At 59.8% G+C, this 16,785-nt stretch carries 14 protein-coding genes; 8 read left to right on the top strand and 6 right to left on the bottom strand.

Annotation, left to right across the window (positions count from 1 at the left end; translation table 11 throughout):
* Positions 1 to 53 precede the first annotated feature (53 nt).
* The 4 genes from raiA to MUN81_RS02645 form a co-directional block, all read right to left on the bottom strand.
* On the bottom strand, positions 54 to 353 hold the full coding sequence (raiA, locus tag MUN81_RS02660) for a ribosome-associated translation inhibitor RaiA (protein ID WP_190924809.1): 300 nt from the start codon (positions 351 to 353) through the stop codon (positions 54 to 56).
* Positions 354 to 391: 38 nt separating this feature from the next.
* Complete coding sequence (locus MUN81_RS02655; RefSeq protein ID WP_245114845.1) at positions 392 to 1,270, bottom strand: tyrosine-type recombinase/integrase; 879 nt, start codon at positions 1,268 to 1,270, stop codon at positions 392 to 394.
* A gap of 163 nt (positions 1,271 to 1,433) precedes the next feature.
* The gene (gene rpsU, locus MUN81_RS02650; protein ID WP_190924805.1) at positions 1,434 to 1,628 is read right to left on the bottom strand and encodes a 30S ribosomal protein S21; all 195 of its coding nucleotides are present in this window, start codon (positions 1,626 to 1,628) and stop codon (positions 1,434 to 1,436) included.
* A 117-nt stretch (positions 1,629 to 1,745) separates the two neighbouring features.
* A complete protein-coding gene (locus tag MUN81_RS02645; protein ID WP_245114844.1) occupies positions 1,746 to 2,891 on the bottom strand; it encodes an acyl-CoA dehydrogenase family protein in 1,146 nt (381 codons plus the stop codon).
* Between the two features lie 255 nt (positions 2,892 to 3,146).
* Between MUN81_RS02645 and MUN81_RS02640 the strand changes: the two genes are divergently transcribed.
* The 6 genes from MUN81_RS02640 to MUN81_RS02615 all read left to right on the top strand — a co-directional run bounded on the left by MUN81_RS02640 (position 3,147) and on the right by MUN81_RS02615 (position 11,090).
* Positions 3,147 to 4,103 carry a polysaccharide biosynthesis/export family protein gene (locus MUN81_RS02640; RefSeq protein WP_245114843.1) on the top strand — a complete coding sequence of 319 codons (957 nt, stop codon included), beginning with the start codon at positions 3,147 to 3,149 and terminating at the stop codon, positions 4,101 to 4,103.
* Positions 4,104 to 4,182: 79 nt separating this feature from the next.
* Complete coding sequence (locus MUN81_RS02635) at positions 4,183 to 6,693, top strand: polysaccharide biosynthesis tyrosine autokinase (RefSeq protein WP_245114842.1); 2,511 nt, start codon at positions 4,183 to 4,185, stop codon at positions 6,691 to 6,693.
* A 15-nt stretch (positions 6,694 to 6,708) separates the two neighbouring features.
* The gene (locus MUN81_RS02630) at positions 6,709 to 7,491 is read left to right on the top strand and encodes a CpsB/CapC family capsule biosynthesis tyrosine phosphatase (RefSeq protein ID WP_245114841.1); all 783 of its coding nucleotides are present in this window, start codon (positions 6,709 to 6,711) and stop codon (positions 7,489 to 7,491) included.
* Between the two features lie 60 nt (positions 7,492 to 7,551).
* Entirely contained in the window at positions 7,552 to 8,568 is a 1,017-nt protein-coding gene (locus MUN81_RS02625) for an NAD-dependent epimerase/dehydratase family protein (RefSeq protein WP_245114840.1), read from the top strand.
* A 164-nt stretch (positions 8,569 to 8,732) separates the two neighbouring features.
* Complete coding sequence (locus tag MUN81_RS02620; protein WP_245114839.1) at positions 8,733 to 10,130, top strand: tetratricopeptide repeat protein; 1,398 nt, start codon at positions 8,733 to 8,735, stop codon at positions 10,128 to 10,130.
* 129 nt (positions 10,131 to 10,259) lie between these two features.
* On the top strand, positions 10,260 to 11,090 hold the full coding sequence (locus MUN81_RS02615; RefSeq protein WP_245114838.1) for a phosphosulfolactate synthase: 831 nt from the start codon (positions 10,260 to 10,262) through the stop codon (positions 11,088 to 11,090).
* 193 nt (positions 11,091 to 11,283) lie between these two features.
* Here the strand turns inward: MUN81_RS02615 and MUN81_RS02610 are convergent, their stop codons facing one another.
* Together MUN81_RS02610 and MUN81_RS02605 are read right to left on the bottom strand one after the other, a co-directional pair.
* Entirely contained in the window at positions 11,284 to 13,599 is a 2,316-nt protein-coding gene (locus MUN81_RS02610; protein WP_245114837.1) for a T9SS type A sorting domain-containing protein, read from the bottom strand.
* A gap of 206 nt (positions 13,600 to 13,805) precedes the next feature.
* Positions 13,806 to 14,729, bottom strand: coding sequence for a bestrophin family ion channel (locus tag MUN81_RS02605; RefSeq protein WP_280638255.1), 924 nt, complete (start codon positions 14,727 to 14,729; stop codon positions 13,806 to 13,808).
* Between the two features lie 432 nt (positions 14,730 to 15,161).
* Between MUN81_RS02605 and MUN81_RS02600 the strand changes: the two genes are divergently transcribed.
* Both MUN81_RS02600 and MUN81_RS02595 read left to right on the top strand, forming a co-directional pair.
* Positions 15,162 to 15,839 (top strand): DedA family protein, encoded by a 678-nt coding sequence (locus tag MUN81_RS02600; protein ID WP_245114835.1) that lies wholly within the window; start codon positions 15,162 to 15,164, stop codon positions 15,837 to 15,839.
* A 126-nt stretch (positions 15,840 to 15,965) separates the two neighbouring features.
* The gene (locus MUN81_RS02595; RefSeq protein ID WP_245114834.1) at positions 15,966 to 16,718 is read left to right on the top strand and encodes a shikimate dehydrogenase; all 753 of its coding nucleotides are present in this window, start codon (positions 15,966 to 15,968) and stop codon (positions 16,716 to 16,718) included.
* The last annotated feature ends 67 nt before the right edge of the window (positions 16,719 to 16,785 follow it).

Here is a 16,785-nt window from a genome sequence, read left to right as displayed (position 1 = left end):
AAAAAGCCCCTCCGGTTTGCGGAGGGGCTTTTTTGTTGCTGCAAACGCAGCAATTAATGGCTCAGGGTTTTCTCTTTGTAGCGCGTGATTTGGCGGCGCAGGCTTTCGGTGGCCGCATCAGCGGCAGCTTCGAAGGAAGCAGCGTCTTCGGCGCTGAACAGGGTCGAGCCCGGCACAAAAAGTTTTATTTCTACCGTCTTATTGGCAATGCCGTCTTTGTTGTTGAGGCGCATAATCACCTCGCCGTCGGTAAACTTATCGTAAAAAGTTTCCAGCTTATTGAGGCGTTGCTGCACAAAATCAAGCAATTTCTTGTCGGCGTCGAAGTGCACCGAATGCATCTGAACTTTCATAAAGCAGTTGATTAAGAGGGTAAAAGGGTGTGGCAACTTCAGGCCCGTGGGTGGGCCTGTTCAAATACGGATTTCAGGCGGTCGACGGACAGGTGCGTGTACACCTGCGTGGCTGCCAAACTGGCGTGCCCCAGCAACTCCTTGATGGAATTCAGGTCGGCGCCCTTGCCCAGCAAATGCGTGGCGAAGGCGTGCCGCAACGCGTGCGGGTGCTGCTGCGCCCCTGAGGTCGTAATCTGGCTCAAATACCGCTTCACGCAGCGGTACACAAACTTTTCGTACATGGCCTCGCCTTTGTCGGTGAGCAGCAACGGGCCTTCTATTGCCCCGAATTCGTGCGCCCGCCGGGCCTGATATTTCTCAATTACCTGCATCAGCGTTGGGTTCAGCGGCACGATGCGTTGCTTGTTGCCCTTGCCCGTCACGCGCACCGTGCCACTGCCCAGGCTCACGTCGTCGGCGTGAATGCCGATGAGCTCCGAGAGGCGAATGCCGGTGCCGTACAGCATTTCCAGCACCAGCTGGTCGCGCACGCCGGCAAAGTCGCTGCCGAACTCGAACGAGTTCAGCAGGCCGTTCAACGAGTCTTCGGGCACGAACTCGGGCAGCTTCTTGGCCATCTTCGGCGCCTTGATGCGCAGCATGGGGTTGCTGGCAATGGTGCCGGCCCGCAGCAGGAACTTGTAGTAGGAGCGCAGGCAGGCCACCTTGCGGTTCACGGTGCGCGGGTCGAGGTCCTGCTGCATCAGCTCCACCACCCAGCCCCGAATGAGCGGGTGCGTGGCCTGGGCCGGGTCGCTGAGCTCGTGCGCCGATTTGAGGTACGCCGCAAACTGGCCCAGGTCGGTCTGGTACGAAGTCAGCGTGTGCCCACTGTAGCGCTTCTCAAAGCGCAAAAAATCGAGAAAAGCGTCCATTCCTACAGCAAAAAGCCCGGCAGTTGGGCCGGGCATCCAATGTAGGGCTTTTTTATTTTTTACCAAACGACTGCTGACATACGGACGCGAAAAAACCGGCCAGCTTGCCAGATAGGGCAAACCGGCCGGTTTTAGCTAAGCTAAACGGCGCTAGCGCGTTGGGCTATTCGTTGGGCTGGCCGTAGGTGGCGAGCTTGTAGACAGCCTTCTGCTTCATTTTGCGCTGCGTGATGCTGGGCTTTTGGAAGAACGTGCGACGACGCAGTTCTTTCAGCACGCCGGTGCGCTCAAACTTCTTCTTGAAACGCTTCAGAGCGCGGTCAACCGATTCGTTGTCTTTGATTTGAACGATAATCATATCAGGGAGTGAGGGAGATTTCTGAGGAGTGCGGTGTAAACCGGGCCGCAAAGATAAGTAGAATTGTTAGCGAAACAAACTATTCTCCCAGCAAGACGGCTGAATCCTTGTCGATTACTACTTGAGCAGCGCCCGGGCAATCACCAGTTTCTGGATTTCGCTGGTGCCTTCGCCAATGGTGCACAGCTTGGCGTCGCGATAGTACTTCTCGGCCGGATAGTCCTTGGTATAGCCGTAGCCCCCGAAAATCTGCACGCCTTCGTTGGCCACGCGCACGCTCACTTCCGAAGCGTAGAGCTTGGCCATGGCCGATTCCAGGTTCACGTTCAGGCCGCGGTCCTTCATGTCGGCGGCGCGGTAGGTGAGCAGGCTGGCGGCTTCAATCTCGGTGGCCATGTCGGCCAGCTTGAAGGCAATGCCCTGGAAGTTGCTGATGGGCTGGTTGAACTGGTGACGCTCCTTGCTGTACTGCGTTGCAGCCTCAAAAGCGCCCTGCGCGATGCCCAGGCTGAGGGCCGCAATGCTGATGCGGCCGCCGTCCAGCACTTTCAGGCTTTGCACGAAGCCGTCGCCCACTTTGCCGATGACGTTGCCCACGGGCACTTTGCAATCGGTAAAAATCAGCTCGGTGGTTTCGGAGGCGCGCATGCCCAGCTTGTCTTCTTTGCGGCCGGCGGCAAAGCCCGGCGTGCCGCGCTCGATGATGAAGGCCGTCATGCCGTGCGAGTCGCCCACTTCGCCGGTACGGGCGATGACCACGGCCACGTTGCCGGTTTTACCGTGGGTGATGAAGTTTTTGGCGCCGTTGAGCACGTAGTTTTCGCCGCTCTCGTCGAGCACGGCGGTGGTGCGCATGTTGCCGGCGTCGGAGCCGGTGTTGGGCTCGGTGAGGCCCCAAGCGCCAATCCATTCGCCGCTGGCGAGCTTGGGCAGGTACTTACGCTTTTGCTCCTCCGAAGCGTGCTGCAGAATGTGGCCGGTGCAAAGCGAGTTGTGGGCCGCCATGCTCAGGCCGATGCTGCCGTCGATTTTCGACAGCTCCACAATGGCCGTCACGTATTCCATGTAGCCAAAGCCGGAGCCGCCGTATTCCTGCGGCACGAGCACGCCCATCAGGCCCAGCTCGCCCAGCTTGTGAAACACCTCGACGGGGAATTCCTGGCTTTCGTCCCACTTCATCATGTGGGGCTTGATGTGCTGGGCGCCAAAATCGCGCACCATTTGCGCTATCATGGTCTGGTTTTCAGTGGCTACGGCTTCCATGTAAGGAGAACGATTGGTGGGAATTGTGAGTAAATACGGAACGGGAACTGCCAAACCCAACGAGTGTTCGTTTTGGCTCCACGAAAGTACGGTTTTGGCCGTTGGAAACGTTGGCCCAGGGCCACGAACCGGGAGCGGTTTCTTGAACGGGCGCGGCAAAAGCGTTACTTTTGAGGCTTTTTGGGGAGAACCTGCGGCCGCGGCCAACGGATTTTCCCGGATTTTTTTTCGTTGATTCTGTATTCCTTGGCCTTCATGCCTTCTTTTTTCCTTTGCCGCCTCGGGCGGCTGTGGCTGCTCGCGCTGCCGGCCGTGCTGCTGTTTTCGTCGTGTGCCTCGACGAAATACTATCAAAAAAGAACGCTCTTTCGCCTGACCGATAGCCAGGGCCGACAGCTCGACAGCACCAAGCTGCGCATTGCCCTGAACCGGACCGAGCGCAATTACCTCATTCAGCCCAACGACTTTCTGGAGGTGCGGGTGAACACCAACAAAGGCGAGCGCATCCTCGACCCCAACGGGGAATTGCAGTTTGGCCAGCCCACCGGCACCCTGCCCAGCCGCGGCACCGTGATAGGCGGGCAGCAGAGCAACGCCGGCGGCCGCAACACCGCGCCGCAGCGCAACACCGGCCAGGGCGCCGGAGCGTCGACGGGCGGCTCGGAGTTTCTGGTGCAGGCCGACGGCACGGTGGTGCTGCCCCTGGTGGGCCGCGTGCGCATCAGCGGCTATTCGCTGCTGCAGGCCGACAGTTTGCTGGCCATTCGCTTCAACGAGTTCTACAAGGAATCCTTTGTGACGACGCGCGTGACCAACAACCGCGTCATCGTGCTCGGGGCCACGGGCGGGCAGGTCATCGCCCTCACCAACGACAACATGAACCTGTTGGAAGTGCTGGCCCTGGCCGGGGGCGTGGACGGGCAAGGCGGCGGCGGCGCCGGTAGCACCAGCCTGTACCGCAACGGCGGCCGCGCCGACAACATCCGCATCATTCGCGGCGACCTAAAAAACCCACGGGTGCAGCAGATTGACCTTTCGACCCTGAACGGCATGCGGCGGGCCAACCTGCAGATTGAGCCCAACGACGTGATTTACATCGAACCCATTCGCCGGCCGTTCCTCGATACCCTCAACGACCTGACGCCGCTTATCGGGTTAACTAGTTTGATAACGACTACGACCTTTTTTATTGTATCTCAGTTAAATAAGTAGATGCTTGGTTGCCCGCCTGCTGCGCAAACGCAGCGGGCGCGGCAAGCCGGATAATAAGCGAATTGGTAATTCCAGTGCAATGGCGATAAACGAAAATACCGAACTAGAAGAGCTCATCCGCAACGCTTCGGGCGGCGTGGCCGCGCCCCCGTCATTGCCCACGGCCGGCCTGTCGGCCGACGACGACGATGCCGGGGGCCTCGACATTGCCACCCTGGTGCTGGTGGCCCGCCGCAGCCTGCTGTGGCTGTTGCTGCTGGTGGTGCTGGGCGTCACGGCCTCGTGGCTGTACCTGCGCTACACCAAGCCGGTGTACCAGTCGGCTTCGCTGCTGAAGATTGACGAGCGGGCCCAGGCCGCCGAAGTGGGCATTGCCGACCAGATTGCCCCGGCCGCCGCCGACAAGGCCCGCACCAGCAAGCTGGCGGGCGAGGTGGAGCTCATCAAGTCCAGCATCATTTACAAGCGCCTGAAAGACTCGCTGGCGCTGGACGTGAACTACTACGTGCAGGGCACGGTGCTCGAAACCGAGCTCTACAACGCCTCTCCTTTTCACGTCACGTACGAAATCAGCGACGGGACGCTATTCAACCGCAAGTTTAATCTCAAGTTCACGGGACCGCGCCAGTTCAAGCTCGACGTGGTGGGCCAGGGCCAGGCGCTGGGCGGGGTGTATGCCCTGGAACAGCCCATTGCGCTGCCCGGCATCAAGCTGCTGGTGAGCGGCACGAAGGACCTGACCGAAGCGGCCCGCGAAGCCGACTACCATTTCACCATTCAGGACGAAGCGGCGGTGAACGCCTATTTGGATAAAAACCTGGCCGTTGACATCGTAAACCCCGACGCCAACACCATCCAGATTTCGTTCAAGGACAACAGCCCCACCAAAGCGCAGAGCGTGGTCAACACCATCGACCGGGTGTATCTGAAGGAGAAGCTGTACCAGAAGCAACTGTCGACCACCCGCAAGCTAGACTTTCTGAACAAAACCCTTGCCGACAACCGCAAGGAACTGCAGGCTGCCGAAGACCGGCTGAAGGCGTTTACGCAGGCCAACAAAACCTACGACGTGCAGGCCGATGCCGCGGCCCTCACCACCAAGCTGGAAAAGCTGGAAGCCGACCGGCTGGAGCTGGAAGAGAAAGCGAGCCTGCTGGCCAGCATCAGCCGCCTGATAAACGACGAGAGCATCACGACGTCGGAGAACGAAACCGTGGAGCAAACCATCCCGGCCATTGCCGGCCTAGAAGACCCGCAGCTGGCCGTGGCGCTGAACGACCTGAACAGCCAGCAGTGGGACCTGCGCCGCCTGCGCCGCTCCAGCACCGAAAAAACCGAAGCCGTGCAGCAACGCGAAGCCGGCGTGACGTTTACGCGCAACAAAATTAAGCGCCTGCTGCAGCAGGACCAGAGCCTGCTGCGCCGCCAGCTGGCCTTATTGGGCCGGCAAAGCGACAAGCTCAACGGCCTGCTGGACCAAAAGCCGGAACAAGGCACCGAGCTTGAGCGTCTCAAGCGCCCCGTGGACCTCTACGGCAAGAGCTACCTGGAGCTGTTTAATACCAAAATTCAGTTCGGCATTCAGCAAGCCGGCCAGATTGCCGACTTCCAGATTCTGTCGCCGGCTTCGCCGCCGGCGGCACCCATCTTCCCGAGCAAGCTCATTGCCTACGCCATTGGGCTGGTGGGCGGCCTGCTGCTGGGCCTGGGCCTGATTGCGGTGCGCTACTTCATGCACAACACCGTGACCAACGTGCGGGAGTTGGAGCGCAACACCAAGGCGTCGGTGCTGGGCATCATCCCGACCTACGACAAGGAGAAAATGGAGATTTCGCGCCTAGTGGTGGACAAGAACCCCAAGTCGGCCATCTCCGAGTCCATCCGCTCTATCCGCACCAACCTGGATTTCATCAGCTCGGCCAAGAAGAAGCGGCTGATTTCGGTGACGTCGACCATTTCGGGCGAAGGCAAAACCTTCGTGACGGTGAACTTGGCCGGCATCATCGCCCTCTCGGGCCAGCGCGTCATCATCCTCGATTTGGACATGCGCAAGCCCAAGGTGAACCTGGCGTTTGGCGCCGAAAACACGCGCGGCGTGAGCACCATTCTCATCGAGCGGCACACCGTGCAGGAGTGCATCCAGAACACCAGCATCGAGTCGATGCAGTTCATTTCGGCCGGTCCCACGCCGCCGAACCCGTCGGAGCTGATTTTGAGCGACCGGTTCGACCTGATGATTCAGGAGCTGTTTCGGACGTACGATGTCATCCTCATCGACACCCCGCCCGTGGGCTTGGTGACCGACGGCATCCTCATCATGCGCAAAGCCGACATTCCGCTGTACATCGTGCGGGCTGACTACTCGCGCAAAGCCTTCATCAAGAACATGAACCGGCTGATGCGGAGCAACAACTTCACGAACATGTGCACCATCCTGAACGACGCACCTGCCGGGGCCGGCTACGGCTACGGGTATGGCTACGGGTATGGCTACGGCTACGGCTACGGGGCCTATGGCCAAGGCTACTACGAAGAGCCCGCGGCCAAGCCGCTCACCTTTGGCCAGAAGCTGAAGAAGTTCCTGTCTTAACGCATTCTTGAAACCATGGCTTCGCTCTGGCAAAAGCTTTTTGGCGGGGCAGCGGCTGAGGCCGCCCCGGCAGCTCCGCCCGTGGCGGCCCTGGCCGCGCTGGGCGCCGACATGCACTCGCACCTGCTGCCCGGCCTCGACGACGGCGCCGAGACGGTGGAGCACTCGCTGGACCTGCTGCGGGCCCTGCGCGAGCTGGGCTACCGCAAGCTGGTGATGACGCCCCACATCATGGGCGACTTCTACAAGAACACGCCCGAAGGCATTCGGGCGGCGCTGCAGTTGCTGCGCGAAGCCGCGGCCACGGCCGGGCTGGACGACGTGGAGCTGGACTGCGCAGCCGAGTATTACCTGGACGAGTTCTTGGGCCGGAAGCTGGCCGACGGCACCGAGATGCTCACCTTTGGCGGCGAGAAGCGGTATCTGCTGTTTGAGACGTCGTACATGAACGAGCCGCTCAACCTGTTCGACGTCATTTTTGAGATGAAAGCACAGGGCTACCGGCCGGTGCTGGCCCATCCGGAGCGCTACACCTACCTCTACGGGCGCCTGAACGAGATTGAAAAGCTGCGCCGCGACTACGACGTGCTGCTCCAGGTAAATCTGAACTCGCTGGCCGGCTACTACTCGCCGGGCGCCAAACGAGTGGCGGAAGAGCTGATTGACGGCGGCCTGGTCGATTTTGTGGGAACCGACGCCCACCACCTGCGCCACACCGACACCCTGCTGCGCCGCACCGTGCCCCAGCCCTATCTGCAAAAGCTGCTGCGGCTGCCCCTGCTGAACAACACGCTGTAGATAGTGGCGAGTGGCACAATGGCTACTCCTCACTAAGCACTCACTACCAAGCACCAGAAAATGATTTTCGTTACCGGCGGCACCGGCCTCATTGGTTCCTTTCTGTTGCGGGCGCTGCGGGCGCGCGGGCTGGCGGTGCGCGCCCTGCACCGCGGGGCCGTGCCAGCAAATGCGGCCCCGGGCGTGGAGTGGCTGGCTGGCGAACTACTGGATACCGACCTGCTGCGCGCCGCCCTCACACCCGAGGTTACGCATGTGTTCCATTGCGCCGGGCTGGTGTCGTACGCGCCGCAGGACGAGGACGCCTTGCTGCGCGTGAACGTGGGCGGCACCGCCGCCATCGTGGACGCCTGCCTGGAACGGCCGGGCATCCGGCTGGCGCACGTATCGTCGGTGGCGGCGCTGGGCACGCCGGCGGGCGCGGCAGAGGCCACCGGAACCCTCACCGTGACCGAGGCCGCTACCTGGGACCTGGGCGCCGCGCACCCGGCCTACGCCACTTCCAAGTACCTGGGCGAGCTGGAAGTGTGGCGTGGCGTGGCCGAAGGCCTGTCGGCCGTCATCGTGAACCCTTCGGTGGTGCTGGGGCCGGGCGATTGGAACCGCAGCAGCACGCGCCTGCTGCGCTACGCCCACCAGCAGCACCGCTTCTACACCCGCGGGCTGGTCAACTTCGTGGATGTGCGCGACGTGGTGGCGCAGTTGCTGGCCCTGGCGCTGGACCATCCCGAGCTGAATGGCGAGCGGTACATCCTCAGCGCGGAGGCCGTGCCGCTAGGCGAGTTTTTCCGGCAGGCGGCGGCGGCGCTGCAGCGGCGCCCGCCCACGGTGGCCGTGCCCGACTGGGCCGCCGAAGTCATTTGGCGCCTCGAGCACGCCCGGGCGGTGCTCACGGGCGCCCGCCCGCTCATCACCAAAGACACGGCCCGGGCGGGCCGGCGGCCGGTGGTATACTCGCACGCCAAAGTGCAAAGTGCTACCGGCTTAGCATTCCGCCCATTAGCCGATACGCTGGCCTGGTGCGCGGCCGAGCTGGCGGCAAACACAGCCACTGCCGAGGCGGTTATCGTATCTTAGCAAGAGCCGGATTGCACGGTTTTGCCCAATATTTGTTATCATTGATAGAGCACTAACAAGTGGAGTGAAGAGGCGCTGGCCGACGGTTTATTTCTTTTCTTTTGCCGTTGACCGCGCGCCTGCCGAAAACCCCGATTAATCCACTTAACTGCGATTTTATGCGCATGAACGAACATTTTGAAAACCACCGGGCTGTGCTGGACACCGTTCGTCGTTTCGAGCAGATGGTGGCGCAGCAGGAGCCCGTATTCTTCGACCTGGAGGACTTCGAAAACATCATCGACCACTACGTCACCAACGCGGCGTTCGACAAGGCCCTGCAGGCCTGCGAGGCCGCATTGGGCCAATACCCGTTTTCCACCGAACTGCTGATTGACCGCGCCCAGGTGACGGCCATGCGCGGCGACTATTCCGAAGCCGAGCGCCAGATTGACGAAGTAGCTGCCCTGGACCCTACCAATGCCGATGTGGCCGTGACGCGCGGCATTATCAGCACCCAGCGCGGCGAGTTTGCCGAGGCGGTGGAGTTTTTCCGGGCCGGCCTGGAGCAGGAGCCCGAGCGCGAGGACATTCACTTCAACCTGGGCTTGGCATTTCAGAGCTGGCAGAAATTCAAGAGTGCAGCCAAGCACTACAAGCAGAGCCTGCGCCTCAACCCCGACAACGAAACCGGCGTGCAGGAGCTGCTGCACTGCCTCGACATCACGGGCCGGCTGGAAGAGCACGAGGAGTTCTTTAAGCGCTTCACCGACGACGACCCGTACTCGGCCACGGCCTGGTACAACCTGGGCCAGTACTGGTACCGCCGCGAAGACTTTGCGAAAGCGGCCGAGGCGTTTGACTTTGCCGTGACCATTAGCCCCGACTTTCACGATGCCCACCACTGGCTGGCCGACACCTTTGTGTGCCAGCAGGAGTACCGCAAGGCCATTCCGGAGTTTGAGCTGGCCTACCCGCCCGGCCAGCCCACCGATGAGGCCCTGTGCAACATTGGGGAATGCTACGAGAAGCTGCGCGACTGGGAGCCCGCCCGCAAGTACTACCGCCAGGCCCTGGAAATAAACCCTCAAATGGACGAGGCGTGGTTTGGCCAAGGCGTGCTGCTGCAAGAGCAGGGCCGCTGGTTCGAGGCCATTCACTACTTCCGCAAGGCCACGGAACTGTACGCCGACAGCGGCGAGTATTGGTCGGCGCTGGGCGCGGCCGAAAACCACGTGGGCAACGTAGTCAGTGCGCTCGAATCGTACGAGAAGGCCACCGAGGTGGCCCCCGACGACGTGCAGGGCTGGGTGAGCTGGAGCGCCATTCTCTACGAGCAAGGGCACTACTCAGAAGCGGTGGACCTGGTGCGCCACGCCGTGAACCTGCACCCCATGGAGGCGCATTTTCACTACATGTTGTGCGCTTACCTGCTGGCCGACGGCCGCATGCGCGAGGCCTACACCACCCTGGAAACGGCCCTCACGCTCAATTACGAGCAGCACGTGCTGCTGTTCGACTACTTCCCCGAGCTGCGTGAGCAGCCGGGCCTGAAGAAACTCATTGAGCAGTTTCGGAAATAACAATTCCCTGACTTAGACGCTACTTTTGCAACCGCCCGTTCTCGCGAACGGGCGGTTTTTTGTTGTTGGCCCCACCCGTCTCTGGCCGGCAACGACCCCTCATTTATTTGCCAATACCCCCTCAAACCAATGAATTACGACCTCTCTCAACTGCCCGAGCGCACGGCCAAGCCCCGCGAGCAGGGCTACACCATGGTGATGGACAAGGGCATGAGCCTGCGCGAAGTGGAAGACTTCCTGGAAGTGAGCGGCTCCTACACCGACGTGGTGAAGCTGGGCTGGGCCACCTCCTACGTGGTGCCCAACCTCAAGCAAAAGCTCGAAATCTACCGCGCGGCGGGCATTCCGGTGTACTTCGGCGGCACGCTGTTCGAAGCCTTCATCATCCGCAACCAGTTTGACGATTATCGCCGCCTGCTCGACAATTTCGGCATGGAGTACGCCGAGGTATCGGACGGCAGCATCGACCTCGACCACGGCCGCAAATGCGAGTACATCCGCGAGCTGAGCAAGAGCGTGCGGGTGCTGAGCGAAGTGGGCTCAAAGGACGCCGAGAAAATCATCCCGCCCTACAAGTGGATTTCGCAGATGGAAACCGAACTCGAAGCCGGCGCCATCAAGGTGATTGGCGAAGCCCGCGAGGGCGGCAACGTGGGCCTGTTCCGCAGCACCGGCGAGGTGCGCTCGGGTCTGGTGGAAGAAATTCTGACCAAGATTCCGTCGGAGAAAATCCTGTGGGAAGCCCCGCAGAAAGCCCAGCAGGTGTGGTTCATCAAGCTGCTCGGCGCCAACGTGAATCTCGGCAACATCGCCCCCAACGAAGTGGTGAGCCTCGAAACCATTCGCCTGGGCCTGCGCGGCGACACCTTCACGCATTTTCTCGACATGGACGCCGTGGACCCCATGTTCCGCCCGGCGGCCAAGAGCACCAAGCCCGGCACCTCCATGCCCCGCGGCTAACGCCGGGTCCCGGTCCGACGGCGCCAGCCGTCCGACCGGTCATCGTCAGGGCTGTTGGCCTCGCCGTTCAGCCTCGTCGTTGAATGACGACCGGTCGGACGGCTGGCGCCGTCGGACCGGACAGTTTCCGCCCACAAACAAAAAGGCCGGCCCCCTTGCGGGAGCCGGCCTTTTTGTCGGAAGCGAAGCGGGATTATTGCTTCACTACTTTCAGGCTTTTTACCTGGCCGTTGGCCTGGGTGAGGCGCACCATGTATACACCGGCTTTCAGGTCGTTGAGGCCCTCAACCGTCACGTCGTTGTTGCCTTTGCCCAGGTCCAGCGTCTGCTGGCGCACGGTGCGTCCGGTCAGGTCGGTCACGGTCACCGAGCTCTGGCCGGCCGAAGTCGACTGCAGGGTCAGGTGCAGCTGGTCGGCGCTGTTGAAGGGGTTCGGGTAGGCCAGCAGCGAGGTGCCTTCGGTGGCACTGGTGGCAATTTCGCCTTCGAAGCTAACGGTGCGAGGACCGTAGAAGCTGTCCTTGCCGTCGAGGTCGATTTGCTGCAGGCGGTAGTAGCGCAGAGTGGTTTTGTTTTTCTCGGTATCCATGTAGCTGTAGGTCTGAGCCGTCGAGCTATTGGCCGAAGCACTGGACACAAAGCCCAGCGTGCGGAAGTCCGTACCGTTGGTAGATACCTGCACGTTGTAGCCTTTGCTGTTCTTTTCCGAAGCAGTCGACCACGTCACAGCCACGTCAGCACCTGCGCGCTTCGCATCGAATGAGGTAAGGTTAACGGGCAGCGGGTTCGTCTTATCGCCCAGAGTCAGCGTGTTGATTGCCGTCATATTGGTGCGAGTAACGGTTTTTGCACCTATGTTCTGAACACCTCCTTCGGGGAAGTACGGAATGCCGTTGTTAACAGTGCGGAACATGGTCAAATTGGTTTCGTCAATTCCGTTCAATTCGTCAGCCGAATTAAGGTAGTGGAATACAACAGTCGAAACAGTAGGCGCAACGTTCACGTCACCCGACACACCGTACTGGCGCTTAATCGGACGGGCGCTACGACCGATGGGACCGTTAAGCGGGTCGCCAATGGTGCGGGTAATTTGAATGGTCGGACCCGGGATGTCGCGGTTGGAGGTAATATCGATGCCGATGTTGCCGAACGTTTGGGTAACGCCTGCGAAGATGCTACGGTCAGCCAGTGTTACGCCCTGAATATAAGCGTCGTTTGTTTCGCCATACAAGACACCCGTGCTCTTTAGGTTAACAGATGACGTTAGAGTAGTATTGAGGCTGAACGTGCTAGGCGTTGTGCTTGCGTTTTCCAGCACTGTGCGAACAATAGCAGTAACACCAGGAGCGAAGGTGAAGGTATTCGTTGCTCTTACTTCGTTCACTATGTTCTTAAATCCGGTACCTTCAACGCGGAAGTCAACGATATTCAAAATACCTCGAACGGTTTGAGTAGCCCCATTCAACACGATGGTTGAGTTGGTGACTGGGTTAGCCGTACCGTTGGTACCACTGGTTGCGCCAAGAATACCACCGCCATACACGTTCAGGTCGCCATAAACGTGCAGGGTTCCGCCAACTGGAGCTGAGCCGGTAGGTGCACCAGGAGTGTTGTTGGTGCTATTGCCAATGCGCAGCAGGGCACGCTGGGAGTTAGATGCACCATTCAAAGTCAACGTGCGAACTTCGTACAGTTGCGTAGGGTCGGCAATTACCGGGGTAACGGTAGGAGGAGCGGTAGTGGTGTTGTTTGGCTTTTCGGGAATGATAGCATCCGAAAACCGGGTAGGCACACCATTAGACCAGTTAATCGGGTCCAGCCAATCAGAGTTCTTAGGGCTAACGCCATCGCTAATCCAGGTGGTGGAACCGTTAGGAGGAGTCACGGCAGGCGCTACCAACGAAAATTTGGCTACAGCAGTCCCAGCGGGGCTCCGCACCTGCGTTGGCCCGTCAATTGGGTCATTGTAGGTGTAAGTGAAGTAGATTTCAAGGTTGTAATCTCCACCACCCAACACCGAAGGCTGATTCAGGATGTTGATATTAATGGCGTTGTTATCGAAATCAATGCCATTGCCCTTGTCGGCCAGAGTAGCCACTGAGTAGCTCGGGATATTACCAGCCGAGGTGCCCATTAGATAAACCCGGTAAAAAAGGGTTGCAGCAGTAGCACCCGGAGCTCCTGACACCTGAATTGCTGAAGCATCCAGGGTTAAAACGCCGCCATTTGCTGGGTCAAACTTCACCGGAGTACCACCCGAGGTACCGCCTAGAGCGGCGCCGTCGAATGTCGGCTGACCAGCAACGCTTCGCTTGACATACAAAGTGGAAGTGTTCGAAGATGCCGCTGAAGTCGTCCTAGCAGTTATCGTCACATTAGAGAATGTGTACGCTTGCGCAAACGCTTTTTGCGTAGCGCCAGCACCGACAAAGATGGCAAATAAGGGAAGCAGGAAGCCGAATAAGCGACGCTGTCGCAAGAGCTTCTGAGTAAAGGTTAACGTTTGCATTGGGATGGGGATTGGATGTTAAAGAGAAGGAAACGCACAATTAGCGTATCGTCGTGAGGCGCATATACGGCGAGGCCAAAAAAAGGTGCATGGGTTGCAAAAAAATTAAAAATTTTATTGAAAAGGTCTAAAAATCAAACCTTTACTATATAACCGAACAGCTACATATTCTACCGCGCTACAAGCCGCAGAAAGCTGGTGAACCGTTAATGCACAACGCTATACGGAACAGTAGCCAGGGCTTTTTTCTCGGCCGGCAGCTCCACCCCGAGGAGGTCGTGCACGCTGACGCGAATCTTGTTTGAGAGCTGCGTGATGGGCAGGTCGTTGCTGTCGTAGCCGAAGGGATTCTCAATCTCGTTGCCAATCATCTCCAGGCCCAGCATGGCGTAGGCCCCAATCATGGTGATGGGCACCATCCACCAGTCGCAGGAATCGACCAGCACCAGCGGCATTATCATGATGAAGATGGTGATGTAGCACTTGATGAAGAAACTATAGGAATACGGGATGGGGGTGGCTTTGATGCGCTCGCAGGTGCCGTTCACGCTCATCATGCTTAGGTAGTGCTGCTTGATGTTGATGAGGTGAATGGGGTCGAAAATCTGCACCTGCCGCAGCTGCTCCACGCTCTCCATGAGCACGGCGATGATGGTAGAGGGCACGCTTTCGGCCTTCTGCAGGCGCTCGATGATGTCGGGGGTAGCCTCCATCTTGTCGAAGCGCATGCGGTTGCGCAACGAGCCTTCTACGGCAATGGGGAAGTTGGAGATGAGGGCGGCGAAGTAACGGCGGCTCGATTTGGCCTCACGCGGCAGCAGGGCGTTCATTTCCATGGCCAGCCCCCGGCACTGCGACACCAGGATGCCCCACACCTTGCGCCCTTCGTAGTATCGGTCGTAGGCGGTGTTGGTGCGAAACACCAGCAACAAGCTCAACAAGATGCCCAGAATGGACAGGTACTCGCGCCCGATGCGAACGTTGAGGGTGTGAAAGTCGAGGCTGACCACGGCAATGGCCGAGCCGTAGAGGCCCACCAGCGCCACGCGCTTCAGCAACAGACGAATCACGGCGGAGGTGTGGAAGTGCCACAGGGCACGCCACCAATCGCCTCCTTGGTATACTATCATCGAACGGGTAAGTTTTTTTCTAAGTCCTGCAACGGCAAAGGTTTCACCGGGGTTGGGCCAATTGTTGGGAGCCCGGTTGCGGCCCATCACACGCCGTGCCATTTTTTGGCACTTGGGCTACCCTACCGCGGGCACCCAAGCACCTGCCGGCCGCAATTTGTGGGCTCACAGGTGCCAGAAATGGGATTTAATGCACTGGTGCAGACACTGAAAAAAATAATGACAAATTTACAACCCAGCCGGTAGGCCAGCCAACTTTGTCTGGCAGGAGTGCAACGCCGGTGTCAGTATGTCGCTGGATTACAGCGAGAAATTTTTGAACCCTCCTTAAATATCGGCTCCCCCGGCCGGGCCACCCGCGGGAGCCGCTAGGGGTGCCGCGCGGGCATTTCGGTGCCGGACGGTTTTCTTTGCGGCTCACTTACGCCCGGCATGGAAATTATCAAGCACTTTTTCGACCTTCTGCTCCACCTCGACAAAACGCTGGTGAACGTGGTGCACGAGTACGGCAACCTGACGTACCTCATCCTGTTCCTCATCATTTTCACCGAAACCGGGGTGATTGTGATGCCCTTCCTGCCCGGCGACTCGCTGCTGTTTGTGGCCGGCACGCTGGCCGCCCAGCCCAACCCCGACACGGGCCACCCCCTGCTCAACATCTGGCTGCTTATTCCGCTGCTCATCGCGGCGGCCTTTATTGGCGACAACCTGAACTACCTGGTGGGCGACTACTTAGGGCCGCGGGTATTCCGCGAAAATTACAAGTTTCTCAACCGAAAGTACCTCGACCAGACGCAGGCGTTTTATGCCAAGCACGGCGGCAAAACTATCATCATGGCGCGCTTCGTGCCCATTGTGCGCACGTTTGCGCCGTTTGTGGCCGGCGTGGGCACCATGACGTACCGCTATTTTGCGTCCTTCAGCATTGCGGGGGCGGCGCTGTGGGTGGTGTCGCTCACGCTGGCGGGCTACCTGTTTGGCAACATTCCGCTGGTCAAGAACAACTTCACGCTGGTCATTTATGCCATCATTCTGATATCGGTGCTGCCGCCGCTGTGGTCGTTCCTGAAAAGCAAGTTCGGCTCCCAGCCCGCCGCCGACGCCCGATAAGACCGCGGCCCGGCGATTGTCGAGGATAAATTGTTACTATTTGGCGAAAACGCCCCTGACCGTACGGTTGGGGGCGTTTTTTAATGTTCTTTTGATACCCCTCCGCTCTCCTTCCCTCTCCTTTGCATGCGCCAGTTCGGGCTAATCGGCCGCACCCTCAGCCATTCCTTTTCGCAGACGTATTTCACCCAGAAGTTTTACTCGCTGGGCCTGCCCGACCACCAGTACGACCTGTTTGAGCTGGCCACCATCAACGAGTTGCCCGCTGTGCTGGCCGCCCACCCCGACCTGACGGGCCTGAACGTGACCGTGCCCTACAAAGAGTCGGTGATGCTGTACCTGGATGAGCTGGCGCCCTCGGCCACCCGCGTGGGCGCCGTGAACGTGGTGGAGCGCCTGCCCGACGGCCGCCTGCGCGGCCACAACACCGACTACGTGGGCTTCCGGGAATCGCTGCGGCGGTTCTTTCCGCTCCCGCCCGAGCCCCGGGCCCTGGTGCTGGGCACCGGCGGCGCGGCCAAAGCCGTGGTGGTGGCGCTGCAAGAGCTGGGCATTGCGCACTGGCTGGTGAGCCGCGACCCCATGGCCCACGGCCTGACTTACGACGACCTCACGCCGCAGTTGGTGGCAGCGCACCCGCTCATCATCAACGCCACGCCGCTGGGCACCTTCCCGCGCACCGACGAGTGCCCGCCTCTGCCCTACGCTGCCCTCACCGAGCACCACTACCTGCACGACCTGGTGTACAACCCCACCGAAACGCTGTTTATGGCCAAAGGCAAGGAAGCCGGCGCGCAGGTGAAAAACGGCTTCGAGATGCTGTGCCTGCAGGCCGAGGCGGCCTGGGATATCTGGAACGCTGCGCTTAAGGAGGGATGAGGAAGCATCTGTCATCCTGAGCAAAGCGAAGGACCTTATCACGTTAGGATGAATCGTTCTTCGGTGA

Source organism: Hymenobacter sp. 5317J-9, assembly GCF_022921075.1.
Taxonomy (GTDB): domain Bacteria; phylum Bacteroidota; class Bacteroidia; order Cytophagales; family Hymenobacteraceae; genus Hymenobacter.
The sequence above is the reverse complement of the archived record's forward strand: the minus strand, read 5'-3'. Positions and strand labels throughout refer to the sequence as shown.

Coding starts and splice junctions, on each gene's coding strand:
- MUN81_RS02625 (WP_245114840.1), top strand. CDS start 7,552: ATGATTTTCGTTACCGGCGGCACCGGCCTCATTGGTTCCTTTCTGTTG.
- MUN81_RS02655 (WP_245114845.1), bottom strand. CDS start 1,270: ATGGACGCTTTTCTCGATTTTTTGCGCTTTGAGAAGCGCTACAGTGGG.
- MUN81_RS02605 (WP_280638255.1), bottom strand. CDS start 14,729: ATGATAGTATACCAAGGAGGCGATTGGTGGCGTGCCCTGTGGCACTTC.
- MUN81_RS02610 (WP_245114837.1), bottom strand. CDS start 13,599: ATGCAAACGTTAACCTTTACTCAGAAGCTCTTGCGACAGCGTCGCTTA.
- MUN81_RS02620 (WP_245114839.1), top strand. CDS start 8,733: ATGAACGAACATTTTGAAAACCACCGGGCTGTGCTGGACACCGTTCGT.
- MUN81_RS02595 (WP_245114834.1), top strand. CDS start 15,966: ATGCGCCAGTTCGGGCTAATCGGCCGCACCCTCAGCCATTCCTTTTCG.
- MUN81_RS02640 (WP_245114843.1), top strand. CDS start 3,147: ATGCCTTCTTTTTTCCTTTGCCGCCTCGGGCGGCTGTGGCTGCTCGCG.
- MUN81_RS02630 (WP_245114841.1), top strand. CDS start 6,709: ATGGCTTCGCTCTGGCAAAAGCTTTTTGGCGGGGCAGCGGCTGAGGCC.
- MUN81_RS02600 (WP_245114835.1), top strand. CDS start 15,162: ATGGAAATTATCAAGCACTTTTTCGACCTTCTGCTCCACCTCGACAAA.
- rpsU (WP_190924805.1), bottom strand. CDS start 1,628: ATGATTATCGTTCAAATCAAAGACAACGAATCGGTTGACCGCGCTCTG.
- MUN81_RS02615 (WP_245114838.1), top strand. CDS start 10,260: ATGAATTACGACCTCTCTCAACTGCCCGAGCGCACGGCCAAGCCCCGC.
- MUN81_RS02635 (WP_245114842.1), top strand. CDS start 4,183: ATGGCGATAAACGAAAATACCGAACTAGAAGAGCTCATCCGCAACGCT.
- MUN81_RS02645 (WP_245114844.1), bottom strand. CDS start 2,891: ATGGAAGCCGTAGCCACTGAAAACCAGACCATGATAGCGCAAATGGTG.
- raiA (WP_190924809.1), bottom strand. CDS start 353: ATGAAAGTTCAGATGCATTCGGTGCACTTCGACGCCGACAAGAAATTG.